General features: G+C 65.5%; 19 protein-coding genes. 6 read left to right on the top strand and 13 right to left on the bottom strand.

The genetic code is table 11. From position 1 onward, the window contains the following. Positions 1 to 29: 29 nt before the first annotated feature. The 13 genes from ASD14_RS08115 to asnS form a co-directional block, all read right to left on the bottom strand. Positions 30 to 1,388, bottom strand: a complete 1,359-nt coding sequence (locus tag ASD14_RS08115; protein ID WP_235565336.1) for an NAD(P)/FAD-dependent oxidoreductase — start codon at positions 1,386 to 1,388, stop codon at positions 30 to 32. Next, positions 1,381 to 2,682: a kynureninase gene (gene kynU / locus ASD14_RS08110; protein WP_056131449.1), complete on the bottom strand. Its 1,302-nt coding sequence runs from the start codon at positions 2,680 to 2,682 to the stop codon at positions 1,381 to 1,383. The genes ASD14_RS08115 and kynU overlap by 8 nt, the downstream gene beginning before the upstream one ends. Positions 2,683 to 2,758: 76 nt before the next feature. Next, positions 2,759 to 3,769, bottom strand: a complete 1,011-nt coding sequence (locus tag ASD14_RS08105; protein WP_056131446.1) for an amidohydrolase family protein — start codon at positions 3,767 to 3,769, stop codon at positions 2,759 to 2,761. 22 nt (positions 3,770 to 3,791) lie between these two features. Beyond that, positions 3,792 to 4,322: a 3-hydroxyanthranilate 3,4-dioxygenase gene (locus ASD14_RS08100; protein WP_056131443.1), complete on the bottom strand. Its 531-nt coding sequence runs from the start codon at positions 4,320 to 4,322 to the stop codon at positions 3,792 to 3,794. A gap of 4 nt (positions 4,323 to 4,326) precedes the next feature. Continuing rightward, positions 4,327 to 4,767, bottom strand: a complete 441-nt coding sequence (locus ASD14_RS08095; protein WP_056131439.1) for a RidA family protein — start codon at positions 4,765 to 4,767, stop codon at positions 4,327 to 4,329. Next, complete coding sequence (gene can, locus ASD14_RS08090; RefSeq protein ID WP_056131435.1) at positions 4,764 to 5,429, bottom strand: carbonate dehydratase; 666 nt, start codon at positions 5,427 to 5,429, stop codon at positions 4,764 to 4,766. Before can ends, ASD14_RS08095 begins: the two co-directional genes overlap by 4 nt. Further along, on the bottom strand, positions 5,426 to 6,877 hold the full coding sequence (locus ASD14_RS08085) for an aldehyde dehydrogenase (RefSeq protein WP_056131432.1): 1,452 nt from the start codon (positions 6,875 to 6,877) through the stop codon (positions 5,426 to 5,428). The genes can and ASD14_RS08085 overlap by 4 nt, the downstream gene beginning before the upstream one ends. A 40-nt stretch (positions 6,878 to 6,917) precedes the next feature. Next, positions 6,918 to 7,223, bottom strand: a complete 306-nt coding sequence (locus ASD14_RS08080; RefSeq protein WP_082538818.1) for a PilZ domain-containing protein — start codon at positions 7,221 to 7,223, stop codon at positions 6,918 to 6,920. A 15-nt stretch (positions 7,224 to 7,238) separates the two neighbouring features. Further along, positions 7,239 to 8,027: an SDR family oxidoreductase gene (locus ASD14_RS08075; protein ID WP_056131426.1), complete on the bottom strand. Its 789-nt coding sequence runs from the start codon at positions 8,025 to 8,027 to the stop codon at positions 7,239 to 7,241. 3 nt (positions 8,028 to 8,030) lie between these two features. Continuing rightward, on the bottom strand, positions 8,031 to 8,657 hold the full coding sequence (locus ASD14_RS08070; RefSeq protein ID WP_056131423.1) for an FMN-binding negative transcriptional regulator: 627 nt from the start codon (positions 8,655 to 8,657) through the stop codon (positions 8,031 to 8,033). 13 nt (positions 8,658 to 8,670) lie between these two features. Continuing rightward, positions 8,671 to 8,976, bottom strand: a complete 306-nt coding sequence (locus ASD14_RS08065) for a hypothetical protein (protein ID WP_056131420.1) — start codon at positions 8,974 to 8,976, stop codon at positions 8,671 to 8,673. Next, positions 8,973 to 9,281 (bottom strand): hypothetical protein, encoded by a 309-nt coding sequence (locus ASD14_RS08060; protein ID WP_056131417.1) that lies wholly within the window; start codon positions 9,279 to 9,281, stop codon positions 8,973 to 8,975. The genes ASD14_RS08065 and ASD14_RS08060 overlap by 4 nt, the downstream gene beginning before the upstream one ends. A 61-nt stretch (positions 9,282 to 9,342) precedes the next feature. Continuing rightward, positions 9,343 to 10,743, bottom strand: a complete 1,401-nt coding sequence (asnS, locus tag ASD14_RS08055) for an asparagine--tRNA ligase (RefSeq protein WP_056131414.1) — start codon at positions 10,741 to 10,743, stop codon at positions 9,343 to 9,345. 162 nt (positions 10,744 to 10,905) lie between these two features. Between asnS and ASD14_RS08050 the strand changes: the two genes are divergently transcribed. From ASD14_RS08050 to ASD14_RS08025, 6 genes are all read left to right on the top strand, one after another. Next, a complete protein-coding gene (locus ASD14_RS08050) occupies positions 10,906 to 11,247 on the top strand; it encodes an iron-sulfur cluster assembly accessory protein (RefSeq protein ID WP_056131411.1) in 342 nt (113 codons plus the stop codon). Positions 11,248 to 11,335: 88 nt separating this feature from the next. Continuing rightward, positions 11,336 to 13,093, top strand: coding sequence for a DUF885 domain-containing protein (locus ASD14_RS08045; RefSeq protein WP_056131408.1), 1,758 nt, complete (start codon positions 11,336 to 11,338; stop codon positions 13,091 to 13,093). Between the two features lie 305 nt (positions 13,094 to 13,398). After that, the gene (gene rpsF / locus ASD14_RS08040) at positions 13,399 to 13,812 is read left to right on the top strand and encodes a 30S ribosomal protein S6 (RefSeq protein ID WP_056131406.1); all 414 of its coding nucleotides are present in this window, start codon (positions 13,399 to 13,401) and stop codon (positions 13,810 to 13,812) included. 11 nt (positions 13,813 to 13,823) lie between these two features. Then, positions 13,824 to 14,054, top strand: a complete 231-nt coding sequence (gene rpsR / locus ASD14_RS08035; protein ID WP_031372470.1) for a 30S ribosomal protein S18 — start codon at positions 13,824 to 13,826, stop codon at positions 14,052 to 14,054. Between the two features lie 104 nt (positions 14,055 to 14,158). Next, positions 14,159 to 14,611: a 50S ribosomal protein L9 gene (gene rplI, locus ASD14_RS08030; protein WP_056131404.1), complete on the top strand. Its 453-nt coding sequence runs from the start codon at positions 14,159 to 14,161 to the stop codon at positions 14,609 to 14,611. A 283-nt stretch (positions 14,612 to 14,894) separates the two neighbouring features. Continuing rightward, positions 14,895 to 16,307: a replicative DNA helicase gene (locus ASD14_RS08025; protein ID WP_056132341.1), complete on the top strand. Its 1,413-nt coding sequence runs from the start codon at positions 14,895 to 14,897 to the stop codon at positions 16,305 to 16,307. The last annotated feature ends 86 nt before the right edge of the window (positions 16,308 to 16,393 follow it).

Genomic DNA, 16,393 nt, shown 5'->3' with positions numbered 1-16,393 from the left:
AAGAGGCCGGCGCGGCGTCGCCGAGTCCGTCAGTTTTCCGCGGGCAGCAGGCTGAGTCGCTCCCGGACGAGCGTATCGACCGCGTCCCAGTCCAGCGTGTCCAGCGAAGCGTGGCCGCGTGTCAGTTCGACCAGCAGCTCGCGCTGGAGCTGGCCGCGCTCGAATGCGACCGCGTAGGGCAAGCGGCGGAAGGTCACCATTGCGTAGCGCGGAACGAAGCGGCCTGGATGGCGTTCGGCCAGTTGCCGTTCGAGCGCGCGCTGCAGCAGGTAGTCTTCGTCATCGACGCGGTCGCGCATCTCGAGGTAGTTCTCCAGCGCCATCTGCTGGATCGCGCGCGCATTGGGGAGGCGCTCGGCCTGGAAGGCCGCGAACGCCGCAGCGCGATCCGCGTTGCGTTCAAGGTGGTCGGCGAGCGCGACGCAGTCCTCGAACGCGCAGTTCATGCCCTGGCCGTGGAACGGCACCATCGCGTGCGCCGCATCGCCCAGCAGCACGGCGCGTCCGTCGAGATGCCAGTTGTCGAGGTAGAGCGTGGCCAGCAACCCCGTCGGGTTCTGCTCGAAATCGTGCTCCAGGTTGGGGATCAGCGGCAGCGCATCGGCGAAGTCGCGTTCGAAGAGGGCGCGTGCATCCGCACCATTCTTCACCGTCGCGAAACTCGGATCGCCTTCGTTCGGCAGGAACAGCGTGACGGTGAACGTGTGTTCGTCGTTGGGCAACGCGATGCACATGTAGCGGCCGCGCGGCCAGATGTGCAGGGCGTTGGGCTCGATGCTGAAGCCGCCATCGGGCGAGGGCGGAATTTCCAGTTCCTTGTACGAATGCCCGAGAAACTCGGTGCGCTCGCCCAGGTCGGCCGCCTGCAGCATCGCGGCGCGAAGCGCGGAACCCGCGCCATCGGCGCCGATCAGCGACTCGAAGCCGACTTCGTGCAGGCTGCCATCGCGGTCGTCGCGGAAGCGGGCGATGCGCGCGTCGAAGTCGGCGCTGGCGAGGCCGCGATGGAAGTGCAGGCGCGCACCCGCGTCTTCGGCGATGTCGAGCAGGATCAGGTTGAGCTCGCCACGATGCACCGACCAGATGACCTCGCTGTCGTCCTTGCCGTAGCGCTGCAGGTCGGTGCGGCCGTCGAGGAAGTGCACCATGCGGCCGCGCATCATCACGGCCTGCGCCATCACCTCGTCGTCGCCACCTGCCAGGCGCAGCGCATGACGCCCGCGTTCGGCCAGCGCGAGGTTGATCGAACGGCCACCGCCGTAGCCTTGGACGCGCGGATCGCTGCGCTTCTCGTAGACGTCCACGGTCCAGCCGCGTTGCGCGAGCAGCGTGGCGAGCAATGCGCCGGCGAGGCCTGCGCCCACGATCGTGATGTGACGCTCAGCCATGATGCCGGCTCCCATGGGTCCAGTTCTCCACGGCCTGCGCGAAGCGCAGCACGTCGTTGTGGGTGTTGTAGAGCGGCGCGGGGGAGATGCGGATTACGTCGGGTTCACGCCAGTCGCCGAGCACGCCGTTCGCCGCGAGGTATTCGAACAGTGCGCGGCCGGCGCTTCTACCGGTCATGTTGCGTCCGCCGATGACGCGAATGGACAGCTGGCAGCCACGCTGCCGCGGATCGGCTGGCGTGACGACCTGCAGGGTGTCGGCGAGGCGCGTATTGATGAGTTGTTCGAGATAGCCGGTCAGGCGCAGCGAGCGTTCGCGCAACGCCTTCATGCCGACTTTGTCGTAAAGCTCCAGCGACGCGCGCAGCGGTGCGAGCGACAGGATCGGCGGATTGCTGAGCTGCCAGCCGTCCGCACCCGGCGTGGGCACGAACTGCGGCCCCATGCGGAAACGCGTGGACACATCGTGTCCCCACCAGCCGGCGAAGCGCGGACGATCGGTGCCCGCGTGGCGTTCGTGAACGAAGCAGCCGCCCACGGCCCCCGGTCCCGAGTTCATGTACTTGTAGTGGCACCACACGGCGAAGTCGGCATCGCTGTCGTGCAGTTCCAGCGCGAGATTGCCGACGCCGTGCGCGAGGTCGAAGCCGCACGCGGCGCCCTGCGCATGCGCGAGCCGCGCGATTTCCTTCAGGTCGAAGGCCTGTCCGGTGCGGTACTGCACGCCGGGCCAGAGCACCAGCGCGAGGCGCGGGCCGTGCGCTTCGATCGCACGTGCGATCGCGGCCATGGACATGGTGCCGTTGGGCTCGTCGGCTTCCAGTTCGATCAGGTCGGTGTCCGGATCGAAACCGTGGAAGCGCACCTGCGAAGCGACAGCGTGCCGGTCGGACGGAAACGCACCGGCTTCGATCAGGATCGCCGGACGCTCGCGCGTGGGACGGTAGAAGCTGACCATCATCAGGTGCAGGTTCACCGTCAGCGTGTTCATGGCCACGACTTCGGACGGCAACGCACCGACGACGCGCGCCAGCGGTTCGCGCACCAGCTCGTGGTACGGCAGCCATTGCGCGCTACCGGTGAAGTGGCCTTCGACGGCTTCCATCGCCCACTTGTCCAATACTTCCTCGACATGCGCGCGCGCGCCGCGCGGCTGCAGGCCGAGCGAATTGCCGACGAAGTAGGCCTGGTCGTGGCCGTCGTGCTTCGGAATCAGGAATTCGTGGCGAAGGCAGCCCAGCGGGTCGGCGGCGTCCAGTGCATCGGCGTGCGCGGAAGAGAACGGATCGGTCACAGCAAGGCGATTCCTGTAGGAGCGCCCTTGGGCGCGATCGGTAGTCGGATGGTGGCGGTCGCGCCGGAGGGCGCTCCTACGAAAACCTGGACAGCGGCAAGCCCAGCCATTCCAGCGCGGTGCCGTGATAGAGGCGTGCCTGTTCCGCCTCGCCCAACTGCAGTGCTTCGATTCCCGCACCGGGCGTCTGCTCGCCGAGCGGGAACGGATAGTCGGTGCCGAGCATCACCCGCGATACGCCGCAGGTATCGAGCAGGTAGCGCAGCGCGCGCGGATCGGCGACCCAGGAGTCGAAGTACAAGCGGTCGATGTAGTCGCGCGGATTGCGCGGATTGTCGGTCGCCACGAGGTCCGGCCGCATGTTGAAGCCGTGTTCGATGCGGCCGATCGTGTACGGGAAGCTGCCGCCGCCGTGGGCAAGGCAGATCTTCAGCTTCGGCAGGCGTTCGAGCACCCCGCCGAATACCAGGCAGCACGCCGCGCGCGACTGTTCGGCCGGCATCCCTACCAGCCAGGGCAGCCAGTACTTCGGCATCGACTGCGTGCCCATCATGTCCCACGGATGCACGAGGATCGCCGCGCCCAGGTCGCTGGCGGCCTGGAAGAACTCGAACAGCTCCGGCGCGTCGAGGTTCCAGTCGTTGACGTGCGAACCGATCTGCACGCCCTGCAAGCCGAGCTGGTCCATGCAGCGTTCGAGTTCCTGCACGGCCAGTCGCGGCGATTGCAGCGGCACCGTGCCGATACCCGCGAAGTTGCGCGGATACGCACGGCAGGCCTCGGCCATGTGGTCGTTGAGCGCCTGGTGCAGCTCCAGCGCGTGCTGCGGCTTCGCCCAGTAGCTGAACATCACCGGCACGGTGCTGATCACCTGCACCTGCACGCCGAAGCGCGCGTAGTCATCCATGCGCTCCTGCGGATCCCATGTCTTCGACCAGATCTCGCGGAAGAACTTACCGTCCTTGTAGATCCGATGGCGGCCGTCTTCGGTGTGGTGGATGACCGGGAAGCGGTCGTCGCCGTACTTGCGCGCGAGGTCTGGCCAGTCGCGCGGCAGGTAGTGGGCGTGGGTGTCGATCTTCAGCATCGGCGGGCTCGTGCGCAGCGCATCAGGTATCCGCCATGACGTACTTCGAAGGTGCGGGGTTCACGTGGCCGCAGTTGCGGCAGGTCCGGTGTTCGCGCGAGGAGTAGAAGCGGTCGAAGACGGCGGGAAAATCGGTCTCGATGTTCTCGAGCGGGAAGAACTCCTCGTACAGCTTCTGGTTGCACCGCTCGCAGAACCACATCAGCCCATCGAGTTCATGCGGCAGGCGCTTGCGCTCGATCACCAGGCCGATGGAGTCGGGCATGCGCTGTGGCGAGTGCGGCGTGCGCGGTGGCAGCAGGAAGATTTCGCCGGCCTTGATCGGGATGTCGCGGACACGTCCGTCCTCCTGGATGCGCAACACCATTTCGCCTTCGAGCTGGTAGAACCACTCGGGACCTTCGTCCCAGTGATAGTCGGTGCGCTGGTTCGGGCCGCCGACGACCATGACGATGAAGTCGCCGTCGTAGATGCACTTGTTGCCGACCGGTGGCTTCAGCAGATGCCGGTGTTCTTCGATCCAGGCCTGCAGGTTCATTGGATTGGGCAGCATGGGATCACTCCTTGCCGGTACCGGAGCGGATCACGGCGGTGCATTTGAGCTCGATGGCGATCGGCGTCGGCAATGCGGTGATGCCGAGCGTGGTGCGGCACGGAGCGCTGTCGATGTGGGGGAAATATTCGCCCCACACGGCGTTGTAAGCCTTGAAGTCGCGCGCCATGTCGGTGAGATAGACGGTCACGTCGACCAGGTCTTCCCAGCGGGCGCCGCTGTCTTCCAGCACCGCGCGCACGTTGGCGAAGACGGCGCGCGTCTGCGCGGCGATGTCGTACTTCCTTACGCGACCATCGGCGAAGTATTCGTTGCCGGCGATCTCGTTCGTGGCCGGATCGCGCGGACCGATGCCGGACAGGAACAACAGGTCGCCGACGCGGCGCGCATGCGGATACGTGCCGACGGGCCTGGGTGCATTCGCGGCCTGGATGACTTCGCTCATTCGTCGTCTCCGCGTTTGCCTGTCAGTCGCGCGAGCGCGGTTCCATGGGCAACCGGCAGATCCTCGGGCGAAGACACATCCATGCCCATGTTGCGGACGCGGCCGTCGAGCAGGCTGTAGACCCAGCCATGCACCGACAGCGGCTGCCCGCGTGCCCACGCGTCCTGCACGATCGTGGTCTGGCAGACGTTGACGACCTGTTCGATCGCATTCAGCTCGCACAGGCGCGCATGTTTCATCGATTCGGTTTCGACCTCGTCCATGAGCGCCATGTGCTTCTGCATCACGTCGCCGACATGGCGGATCCAGTTGTCGGCGAGCCCCACGCGGGTACCCATCAGTGCGGCGTGCACGCCGCCGCAGCCGTAGTGGCCGACCACCAGGATGTGCTCGACCTTCAGCACATCCACGGCGAACTGGATCACCGACAGGCAGTTCAGGTCGGTATGCACCATCACGTTGGCGATGTTGCGATGGACAAAGACTTCGCCCGGGGCGAGTCCGAGAATCTGGTTCGCCGGCACGCGCGAATCCGAGCATCCGATCCACAGGTATTTCGGCGCCTGCTGCTGCGACAGCCGCTTGAAGAAGCCAGGATCCTCGCGGCGTACCGCTTCGGCCCAGTCGCGATTGTTGCGCAGCAGTTCGTCGAGCGTGGTCATCGTGTCGCGGTTCCGGTGGGTGCAGCGCCGAGGGCGATGCCCACGTTCTTGGGTTCGGTGAAGAAGCGCATCGCTTCCATGCCGCCTTCGCGGCCGAGGCCCGATGCGCCGGTGCCGCCGAAGGGCGTACGCAGGTCGCGCATCAGCCAGGTGTTGATCCAGACCATCCCGGCGCGAAGCTGCGAGGCGACGCGGTGTGCGCGGTCGAGGTCGCGGGTCCATACCGAAGCCGCCAGGCCGTAGTCGCCGGCGTTCGCCAGTTGCACGGCTTCGTCGTCGTTGTCGAAGGGTTGCAACGTCGCAACCGGTCCGAAGATCTCTTCGCGATTGCTCGCGCAATCCGGCCCCAGGTTTTCGATCACCGTGGGTGCGACGAACCAGCCCGGGCGTTCAAGTGCACCGCCGCCGCAGAGCACGTGCCCGCCTTCTTCGCGTGCGCGGACGAGGGCGGACGTGACCTTGTCGAAGTGCGCCTGCGAGACCAGCGGGCCGAGATTGTTGTCCTCGTCGATCGGATCGCCGACGCGCAGCGCCAGCGCGCGTTCGACCAGGGTGTCGCGGAATTCGGTGTAGATGCGGCGCTCGATGAGGATGCGCGACCCGCACAGGCAGATCTGACCGCTGTTCTGGAAGGCGGAGCGCACGATCGTGTCCATCTGCGCGCGCCAATTGCTGTCGGCGAACACGAGGGTCGGGTTCTTGCCGCCCAGTTCCAGCGACACCTTCTTCAACAGCGGCGCGGCCAGCGTAGCGATGCGTTTGCCGACTGCCGTGCTGCCAGTGAAGGAGATCGCCTTGACCTGCGAGTGCGTGACCAGCGGTTCGCCGACCTCGGGGCCGAGTCCGTGCACGATGTTGAGCACGCCCTTCGGGAAGCCGATCTGCGTGGCGAGTTCACCGAGCATCGTCGCCGTGACTGGCGTGATCTCCGATGGTTTGGCCACCACCGTGTTGCCCGCGGCGAGTGCCGGCGCGATCTTCCACGTGAATAGATACAGCGGCAGGTTCCACGGAGAAATCGTTGCCACCACGCCGAGTGGGGAACGCAGCGTGTAATTCAGGCCAGCCTGTCCGTGGTGCGATTCGCTGGCGAACTGCGTGGCGGCATGCGCGAAGAAGCGCAGGTTGGACACCGCGCGCGGAATCTCGACTTCACGCGCGAGCCGGATCGGCTTGCCGCCGTCGCGGGACTCGGCATGGGCGAAATCCTCGAGCTTCGCTTCGAGCGCATCGGCGAGCTTTTCCAGCCAGCGCGCGCGCTCGGTGGTGGGCAGCGACGACCAGCCGGGGAAGGCGCGTTGCGCCGCGGTGATGGCAGCTTCCACGTCGGTGGCATCGCCTCGCGCGACTTCGGCGAAAGGCTTTGCGTTCGCCGGGTCGAATACTTCCAGCCAGCGGCTGCTGGCCGCTTCCCGTGCTTCGCCGTCGATCCAGTGAGTCAGACGCATTCGCCAAGCTTAACCGCCGAGGTGCATCGGCCGCATCCCGTCACGCGCGATGCAAGGGCGGAATGCGCTGTGGCTCGTGGTATTCGATGCCGATCCGGGTGTTGCTGACGCGCGCGACTCGGGCGGGCACGATGGCGGCCGCGGTCTCGCCGTCCTGGTAGAAGAACAGGCGGACGATCTCGTCTTCGAGCAATACGCAGCCGTCCGGGCGAAATACACCGCAGCCGCTGGTCGAGATGTCGAGCATCTGCGCGAACCACGCGGTTTCGCCGCGCACGATCATCACCCGCGAGGCAAACGGGACACGATCCCCTTCCCGGCGTTCGGTGGCTAAGACAGCGTCCATGGCGTCCTTCAGTGGTCAGAGCGAGCGGGTGCGTCCGCCGTCGACCGGCAGGTTGATGCCGGTGATATAGGAGGCCGCGGGCGAGCACAGGAAGGCGATGGCTGCCGCGGTTTCCTCGGGCCGGGCGAACCGGCCCATCGGGATTTCCGCCGCCATTTTCGCGTAGACCGCATCGCGGTCTTCGCCGGTCTTCTGCATGGTGGTCTGGATGATCTGCTCGATGCGCGGCGTCTCGGTCGAACCAGGCAGCACGTTGTTGACGGTGATGCCCTTGGCGGCGACTTCGGTCGCCAGCGTCTTGGCCCAGCTCGCCACTGCCCACCGCGTGGTGTTGGAAACGCCGAGTCCGCGCAGTGGTTCCTTCACCGAGGTGGAAATGACGTTGACGATGCGCCCATAACCATCGCGTTCCATCCCGGGCAGCACGGTTTCAGCAAGGACGTGGTTCGCGAGGAGGTGCTGCCGGTACGCGGCTTCGAACGCGCTGATTTCGGCGCCACGCACCGCGCCCGGCAGCGGTCCACCCGTGTTGTTGACCAGGATGTGGACCGGCTTGCCTGCGCACAGCGCTTCGACCTGCGCGCGCAGGCGATCGAGATCGGCTGCGTCGGCGGCTATCCAGCCGTGGATCTGCGATGTGCGCGGGCGCGGCAGGTTCGTGGCGACTTCCTGCAGCACGTCGGCGCGGCGCGCGAGCAGCGTGACGTCGGCGCCGAGTGCGGCCAGCGCCCTCGCCGTCGCCAGGCCAATGCCCTGGCTCGCGCCGCAGACGAGTGCGTGTCTTCCGTTGAGATCGATATCCACGGATCAGTCCTCCAGAGGTGTGCGGGCGCGCATCAACACGGCAACGTCGCGGCTGGCTTCGCGCGCTTGTTGCTGCAGCTGGTCTGCGACGGACCGGCGGTTGGCGACGGGATGGTTCTGGCTGAGCTTGAACTTCAGCGCAGCGGTGTCGACGTGGAAACGGAAGCCGATGATGCCGCGAAGCTGGACGCGGTGGTCGTCGCGGTCGGGTTCGAAACGCCACGACTGCCCGACGCTTGCTTCGTGCTGCCTGCTCAGGCCGTCGACCAGTTCGAACAGGGATATTTCGTCGTCGAAGAGTTCGAGCGTTCCCTGCAGATGGGCGACCGCGTAGTTCCAGGTCGGCACACGCGCGGCGGCTTCCTTGTCGGGATACCACGACGGCGACACGTACGCATGGGGTCCGTGCACGATGACCGTTGCCGGCCCTGCATGCCTGGCCTGCGGGTTCGGTCGCGCCCAGTGGCCGTGCAATTCGATGCGATCGCCATCGCGCCGGTAGAGCACGGGCAGGTGGCTAACGACGGGCGAACCGTCGCGCACGGTGACCAGGGTGATGAAGTTGTCGCGTTCGATCAGTGCGTCCAGCGCAGTCAGGTCGGTTTCGACAAAAGAGACTGGCCGGTACATGTCGTGTCGTGCCTTAGTGGCGCGCCGGGAGCTTCTGGATCATCAGGGCGCGCAGCGTCTCGTCGTCTTCGGCCTGCGGCGGCACCAGTTCTTCGAGCGAGAAGCCGCGATCGGCGGCGTCGGCGTCATCGATGCCGTCGAGCGAGACGAATTCGGCATCCATCAACGCGGCGCGCGCTGTGTCCTCGCTGTCGTAGGGCAGGGTGGCGCCGTCGCTGTCGAAGACTTCCGCGGTGCCGGCTTCGTGCACGCGCAGTCGTGCCCAGATCACGGTGCGGCCGAGCGTGGCCAGCCACCATTCGTCGTGCGCGTCGTTCATGCGGTCACCACGGTCGAGAGGGCCCACAGCAGGCCGGCGAGAATCAGCGCGATGATGATCGTCAACAGCGAAATGCGCGCCGGTGAGGCGAGCCCGGTGAGATTGCGGTCGTTTGCGTCCGCGTAGCCGCGGCGTAACAGCCAGCCCAGTGCGGTCGGATTGAGGAAAGCGCCCGCTCCGAGCTGTTGGCCGATCGAAGGATGGCGATCGCGGATGTGCACCAGCGCCAGCGGCCAGAAAATCACGAAGGCGCACGCGCCGGCGATGGCGGTGGCGACGAAGAGCAGGGCGAAGAACAGGATCACTCTCTACAGCTCCTTGAATCTTTCATCGTCACTCCCGCCTGCGCGGGAATGACGAGCGAAATCAGAACTCGGCACTACCCGGCGCGCGCGGATACGGAATCGCATCGCGGATGTTGCTCAGGCCGCACACGTACACCACCAGGCGTTCGAAACCCAGGCCGAAGCCCGCGTGCGGCACCGTGCCGTAGCGCCGGAAATCGCGATACCAGCCGTAGTGCGCTGGATCGAGACCGAACTGCGCCATGCGGGCATCGAGCAGGTCGAGACGCTCCTCGCGTTGCGAACCGCCGATGATTTCGCCGATGCCCGGGGCGAGCACGTCCATCGCCGCGACGGTTCGGCCATCATCGTTCAGGCGCATGTAAAACGCCTTGATGTGTTCCGGGTAGTTCATTACCACCACCGGGCGGCCGACGTGCTCTTCCGTAAGCCAGCGCTCGTGTTCAGTCTGCAGGTCCAGGCCCCATTCGACCGGGAATTCGAACTTCCTGCCGGACTTCTGCAGCAGCGAAATCGCATCGGTGTAGTCGATGCGCTCGAACGGCGCGTTGACGAACTTCTCCAGGCGCGTGATCGCGTCCGGCTGCACGCGTTCGGCGATGAACGCCATGTCGTCCATGCGCTCGTCGAGCACGGCGCGGAACATGTACTTCAGGAACGCCTCGGCAACGTTCGCATCCTCGTTGAGGTCGGCGAAGGCAATTTCCGGCTCGATCATCCAGAACTCGGCCAGGTGGCGCGTGGTGTTGCTGTTCTCGGCGCGGAAGGTCGGGCCGAAGGTGTAGACCTTGCTCAGCGCCAGGCAGTAGCCCTCGACGTTGAGCTGGCCGGACACGGACAGGAAGGTTTCTTTTCCGAAGAAGTCGCGGCCGAAGTCGACCTCACCCTGACCGTTGCGCGGCAGGTTGGCCATGTCCAGCGTGGATACGCGGAACATCTGGCCGGCACCTTCGGCGTCGGACGTCGTGATGATCGGCGTGGAAATCCAGTAGAAGCCCTGCTCGTGGAAGAAGCGGTGCGCGGCCTTCGCCAGGCAGTCGCGGATGCGCGTCACCGCGCCGAACAGGTTGGTACGGGGGCGCAGGTGGGCGAATTCGCGCAGGTATTCCAGCGAATGCTGCTTGGGCTGCATCGGATAGGTGAGCGGATCTTCCACCCAGCCGACGACTTCGATCCTTGACGCCTGGATTTCGAATGCCTGGCCCTGGCCCTGCGATGGCGTCAGCGTGCCGGTGGCGATCACCGCGCAGCCGGTGGTGAGGTGCTTTACCTCGGATTCGTAGTTGGGCAGCACGGCAGGTGCGACGACCTGGATCGGCGCGAAGCAGGAGCCGTCGCTCACATTCACGAAGCTCAGGCCGGCCTTGGAATCGCGCCGGGTGCGCACCCAGCCGCGGACCGTGACTTCGCCGCCGACAGGCAACTTGCCCGCGAGCGCATGTTCGACGCTGACCACCGTCATGCCTTGAATCCTGGCCGCTGCGGGCCGATATGGGGAAAGCGGGCAGTTTAACCGCCTGCGGTTGAAATGAATCGGCGGTCAGGCAACCGCCGCGCGCGGCCGACAGCGGCGACGCGCGTAGCCGTAGGACCTATAATTCACGCATCACCTGGAGTCTATGCAATGGCTGTCACCCTCGCTCCCGCCGCTTTCGCCCGCGTCCAGCGTTACCTCGCCGAGACCCCGGATGCGATCGGGCTGCGTTTCGGCGTGACCCGCACCGGCTGCTCCGGCTGGCAGCATTTCGCCGACATGGCGAAGGACCAGCGCGAAGGCGACCATGTATTCGAGCAGGATGGCGTGCGCATCTATGTGGATGCGACGAGCCTGCCAATGGTCGATGGCACGCAGATCGACCTGATCAAGCAGCGTCTCGGCGAGCAGTTCGTGTTCCGCAACCCCAACGCCAGCGCCGAATGCGGTTGCGGCGAGAGCTTCACCACGGAAGCCGATCGCGCGGCCTGATCGTTGTCACGCGGTTCCCAACCTTCGACAGGGTGGGGCCTGCGACTGTCGCGCTAGACTCCCGCGTCAACGCACCGGGAGTCGCCTCATGTTCCGAACACTTGCCGCCGCCGCGGTGCTGCTTGTCGCTTTCGTCGCGCCCGTGAGGGCGCAGTCCAACGATGCGGCCAAGGCCTTGCACCGGTTGTTCGATGAGGAATGGGAGCGCGGCCTGCGCGAGAATCCGGTCAACGCGAGCTACCAGGGCGACAAGCGCTACAACGATCGCTGGTCCGATGCGAGCCTCGCCGCGATCGAAGCGAGCCAGTCGGCCGACCGCAAGGCGCTGGAGCGCATCCGCGCCATCGATCGCAACGCGCTGTCTCCCGCCGACCAGCTGAACTACGACACCTTCCTGTGGCTGCAGGAAAAGGCGGTCGAGCGGCAGAAATTCCGCACATATCTGCAGCCGATCAGCCACCAGGGCGGGGTGCAGACGCTGGATGGCATCGCCGAGATCCTGCCGTTCGCCAGCACGCAGGATTACCGCGACTGGCTCAAGCGCATGGATGCGATTCCGGTGATGGTCGAACAGACCATCGCGTTGATGCGCGAGGGAGTGATGGCAGGCAGCCTGCCGCCCAAGGTGCTGATGCAGCGCGTGCCCCGCCAGGTCGCTGCACAGATTGTCGAAGACCCCACCCAGAGTCCGTTCTATTCCGCGTTCCAGAAATTCCGCGATGGCGTGCCGCAGTCCGATCGCGCCGGGCTGCAGGCCGAAGCGCAACGCATCATCCGCGACCGCATCGTGCCGGCCTACCAGGCGCTACAGACTTATTTCAACAACGAATACCTGCCGAAGACGCGCGAATCGATCGCTGCGGCGGACCTGCCCAACGGCAAGGCCTATTACGACTACCTCGCCGGTTACTACACGACGACCGACCTGACCGCCGACGAGATCCATGCGATCGGCCTGAAGGAAGTGGTGCGTATCCGTGCGCAGATGGAGAAGATCCGGCAGGAAGTCGGCTTCAAGGGATCGATGGCCGACTTCTTCACCTTCCTGCGGACCGATCCGCGCTTCTTCGAAAAGACGCCGCAGGCACTGCTCACTCATTACCGCGATGTCGCCAAGCGCATCGACCCCGAACTGGTGAAGGCATTCAAGACGATTCCGCGGCAGCCCTACGGCGTTCGCCCGATTCCCGACACCGTCGCTCCGGACACCACCACTGCCTACTACCAGCCAGGTGCCGCCGACGGTAGCCGCGCCGGCTTCTACTATGTGAACCTTTACAGGCCGGAGACCCGTCCGACCTGGGAAATGGTGCCGCTGTCGCTGCATGAGTCCGTGCCGGGCCACCACTTCCAGTTCGCGCGTTCGCTGGAGCTGCCGGATGCGCCGATGTTCCGGCGCACGGCTTACTTCGTGGCCTATAGCGAGGGCTGGGGCCTGTACGCGGAGCAGCTCGGGTTCGACATGGACCTGTACGGCGATCCGTATGACCGCATGGGCCAGCTGGCCTACGAGATGTGGCGGGCAGTGCGGCTGGTGGTCGACACCGGCATGCATGCCAGGGGCTGGAGCCGCGAGAAGGCGATCGCCTTCTTCAAGGAGAACTCACCCAAGACCGACCAGGACATCGTCAACGAGATCGACCGGTACATCGGGGATCCGGGCCAGGCGCTGGCCTACAAGATCGGGCAGCTGAAGATTTCCGAACTGCGGGCGCGGGCGAAGGAGCGGCTGGGCGACCGGTTCGACGTACGCGAGTTCAACGACGAGGTCCTGGCGACGGGTTCGGTGCCCCTGCAGGCCCTGGAGCGGCATATCGACGCGTGGATCGCGGGCAGGAAGGGGTAGGGCGTGACGCCCGGGGATCGGCGGCTTCAGGCCCCGGGGCCAAGTGTCATCCCGAGTGCAGGGAGGGACGTGCTGTTCCGTCCAACAAGTGCTCGTGATTCACCGTCATCGGCCGCCGGCGCGGCGTCAACAATCTGGCGGCTGCGGTTGGGTCGCGGGCCGGTTTGCACGTAACCCATTGAACCTGCCATAATTTCCGGCTCCCGCGGCTTCGGTCACGGGAGCCCTTGCTCCACCGCGGCCATCCCGGCCGCCGGGGGGCTGTCCGGGGCGCCTCGCGCCCGACATCCACAAGGAAACAAACCATGCGTCATTACGAAGTCGTGTTCCTGGTCCATCCGGACCAGAGTGAGCAGGTGCCGGCCATGATCGAGCGCTACAAGACGCTCATCGAAGGTGGCGAAGGCAAGATCCACCGTCTCGAAGACTGGGGTCGCCGCCAGCTCGCCTACCCGGTCGCGAACCTGGTCAAGGCCCACTACGTCCTGCTCAACATCGAGTGCAACCAGAGCGTGCTGAACGAACTGGTCGACGGTTTCCGCTTCAACGATGCGGTGCTTCGCCACCTGGTCATGAAGCGCGATGCGGCCGACACCGAGCAGTCGCTGATCATGAAGTTCAAGGACGAGAAGGGCGACAAGCCCGAACGTCGCCGTCGTGACGACGAGAGCGACAGTGCCATCGGCACCGCCGACACCGCCACCGACGAAGCCGCTTAAGGAGCACCGACATGTCCAAGTTTTTCCGCCGCCGCAAGTTCTGCAAGTTCACGGCCGAGGGCGTCAAGGAGATCGACTACAAGGATCTCAACACCCTGCGCCAGTACCTCACCGAGACCGGCAAGATCGTGCCGAGCCGCGTGACCGGCACCAAGTCGAAGTACCAGCGCCAGCTGGCCACGGCCGTCAAGCGCGCCCGTTTCCTGGCCCTGATCCCGTACACCGACAACCACAACGCCTGATGCCGATGGCGCGGGAAGTTTTCTGCTTCCCGCGCTCGTCTGACCATTCGGACAGCACCCGCTGCGGGGCGCCTGCGCCTCGCTAACGAATACGGAGCAACACCATGCAACTGATCCTCCTGCAGAACGTCACCAACCTCGGCAAGCTCGGCGACAAGGTCAACGTCAAGCCGGGTTACGGCCGCAACTTCCTGGTGCCGCAGGGCAAGGCCACGCCGGCCACGCCGGCCAACCTGGCCGAGTTCGAAGCCAAGCGCGCCGAATACGAAGCGAAGGCCAAGGCCCAGCTCGAAGGCGCCGAAGGCCGCAAGGCTGCGCTGGAAGGCGCCGAAGTGACGATCAGCGCCAATGCCTCGACCGAAGGCAAGCTGTACGGCTCGATCGGCCCGCGCGAAATCGCCGAGGCCCTGACCAAGATCGGCCACAAGGTCGAGAAGTCGGAAGTCGTGATGGGCGAAGGCCCGCTGCGTCGCACTGGCGAACACGAAGTCCTGGTGCACCTGCACGCCGACGTCGAAACCACCGTCAAGGTGATCGTGACCGGCGAAGTCGCCTGAAACGCACATTGCAGTAACTGAAACGGGCGCCAATCGGCGCCCGTTTTCTTTTCGGCCCGGGACGCGCAAGGGCCGTATGCTGACGCCTCGCTCTTGGCGATCGATCGGGTCGCGATTGGTCTCACTCTCTGCGATTCCCACCGGTTATCCACAGACTTGTCTGCAACGCATCGCGAACGGGACGACTAGGATGACCGGCCTGCTTCATGCCAACGACCCGCCGGGTCGACACCTACAAGAACCGGACCGCGACGACGGTCCGCACAGGGGAGTCACCGTACCGATGAGCGCACGCCAGGGAATGCGTCCCGATGCCGCTTTCCAGACCCGCCGTGACCAGCGTGTCGAGCAACTCCGCGTACCACCCCAATCGATCGAAGCCGAGCAGGCCGTGCTCGGCGGGCTGATGCTCGCGCAGGACGCCTACGATCGCGTCGCCGACCGCATCACCGACAACGACTTCTATCGCCGTGACCACCAGCTCATCTTCCGCGCCGTCCGCGAACTGGCGGAGAAGAACCGGCCCTACGATGCGGTGACGCTGGGTGAATGGTTCGAATCGATGGGGCAGAGCGAACTGGTCGCCGGAGGCGCCTACCTGATCGAACTGGCCAGCACCACGCCCTCGGCCGCGAACATCACCGCCTACGCGGACATCGTGCGCGACAAGGCCGTGCTGCGGCAGTTGATCGATGTCGGTACCGAGATCGTCAACGACGGATTCACGCCCGAGGGACGCGACACAAGCGAGATCCTGGAGTCCGCCGAGAAGCTGGTGCTGGGCATCGCCGAAGGCGCAGCGCGCGGCAAGCAGGATTTCACCGCGGTCAACAAGGCCTTGTCGGAAGCCTTCGACGTGCTGCAGACGCGCTACGCCAACGGCGGCGGCGTCACCGGCATGCCGACCGGCTACACCGAGTTCGACGAGATGACGGCGGGCCTGCAGCCCACCGACCTGATCATCCTTGCCGCGCGTCCCTCGATGGGCAAGACCACGCTCGCGCTCAACATGGCCGAGTACGCCGCGATCAAGACGCGCAAGGCCGTTGCCGTGTTCTCGATGGAAATGTCGGCCTCGCAGCTCGCGCTTCGCCTCATTTCCTCGGTGGGACGCATCAACGCCACGCGTCTGCGCACCGGCCAGCTCGAGGACGAGGACTGGAGCCGCGTCACCAGCGCGATCCGCATGCTGCGCGACGTCAAGATCTTCATCGACGACACACCTGCGCTGTCGCCCGTCGGGCTGGCCGCCAAGGCACGCCGCCTCAAGCGCGAGCACGACCTCGGCCTGATCGTCATCGACTACCTGCAGCTGATGCAGGTTCCCGGCAACAGCGAGAACCGTGCGACGGAAATCTCCGAGATCTCGCGCTCGCTCAAGGCCCTGGCGAAGGAACTGAACGTGCCGGTGATCGCGCTGTCGCAGCTCAACCGCTCGCTGGAAACGCGAACCGACAAGCGCCCGGTCATGGCCGACCTGCGTGAATCGGGCGCCATCGAACAGGACGCCGACGTCATCGTCTTCATCTACCGCGATGACTACTACAACAAGGAAAATTCACCGGACAAGGGCCTGGCCGAAGTGATCATCGGCAAGCAGCGTAACGGCCCGACCGGCTCGGTGAAGCTGAAGTTCTTCGGCGAGTACACGCGCTTCGATAACTTGAGTCACGATTCGGTGGGCAGCTTCGAGTAAGGCCTGGGCAGGTCGACCGCTCGAACGCGACAACGCCGACGCGGCATGCAGGTGGTCGCCTGGCCTCCGCCCTAGAATGGAAGGCT

The sequence above is a fragment of the Lysobacter sp. Root494 genome, from assembly GCF_001427225.1.
GTDB lineage: Bacteria > Pseudomonadota > Gammaproteobacteria > Xanthomonadales > Xanthomonadaceae > Agrilutibacter.
Note: the sequence above shows the minus strand (reverse complement) of the source record. Positions and strands in the feature narration are given on the sequence as shown.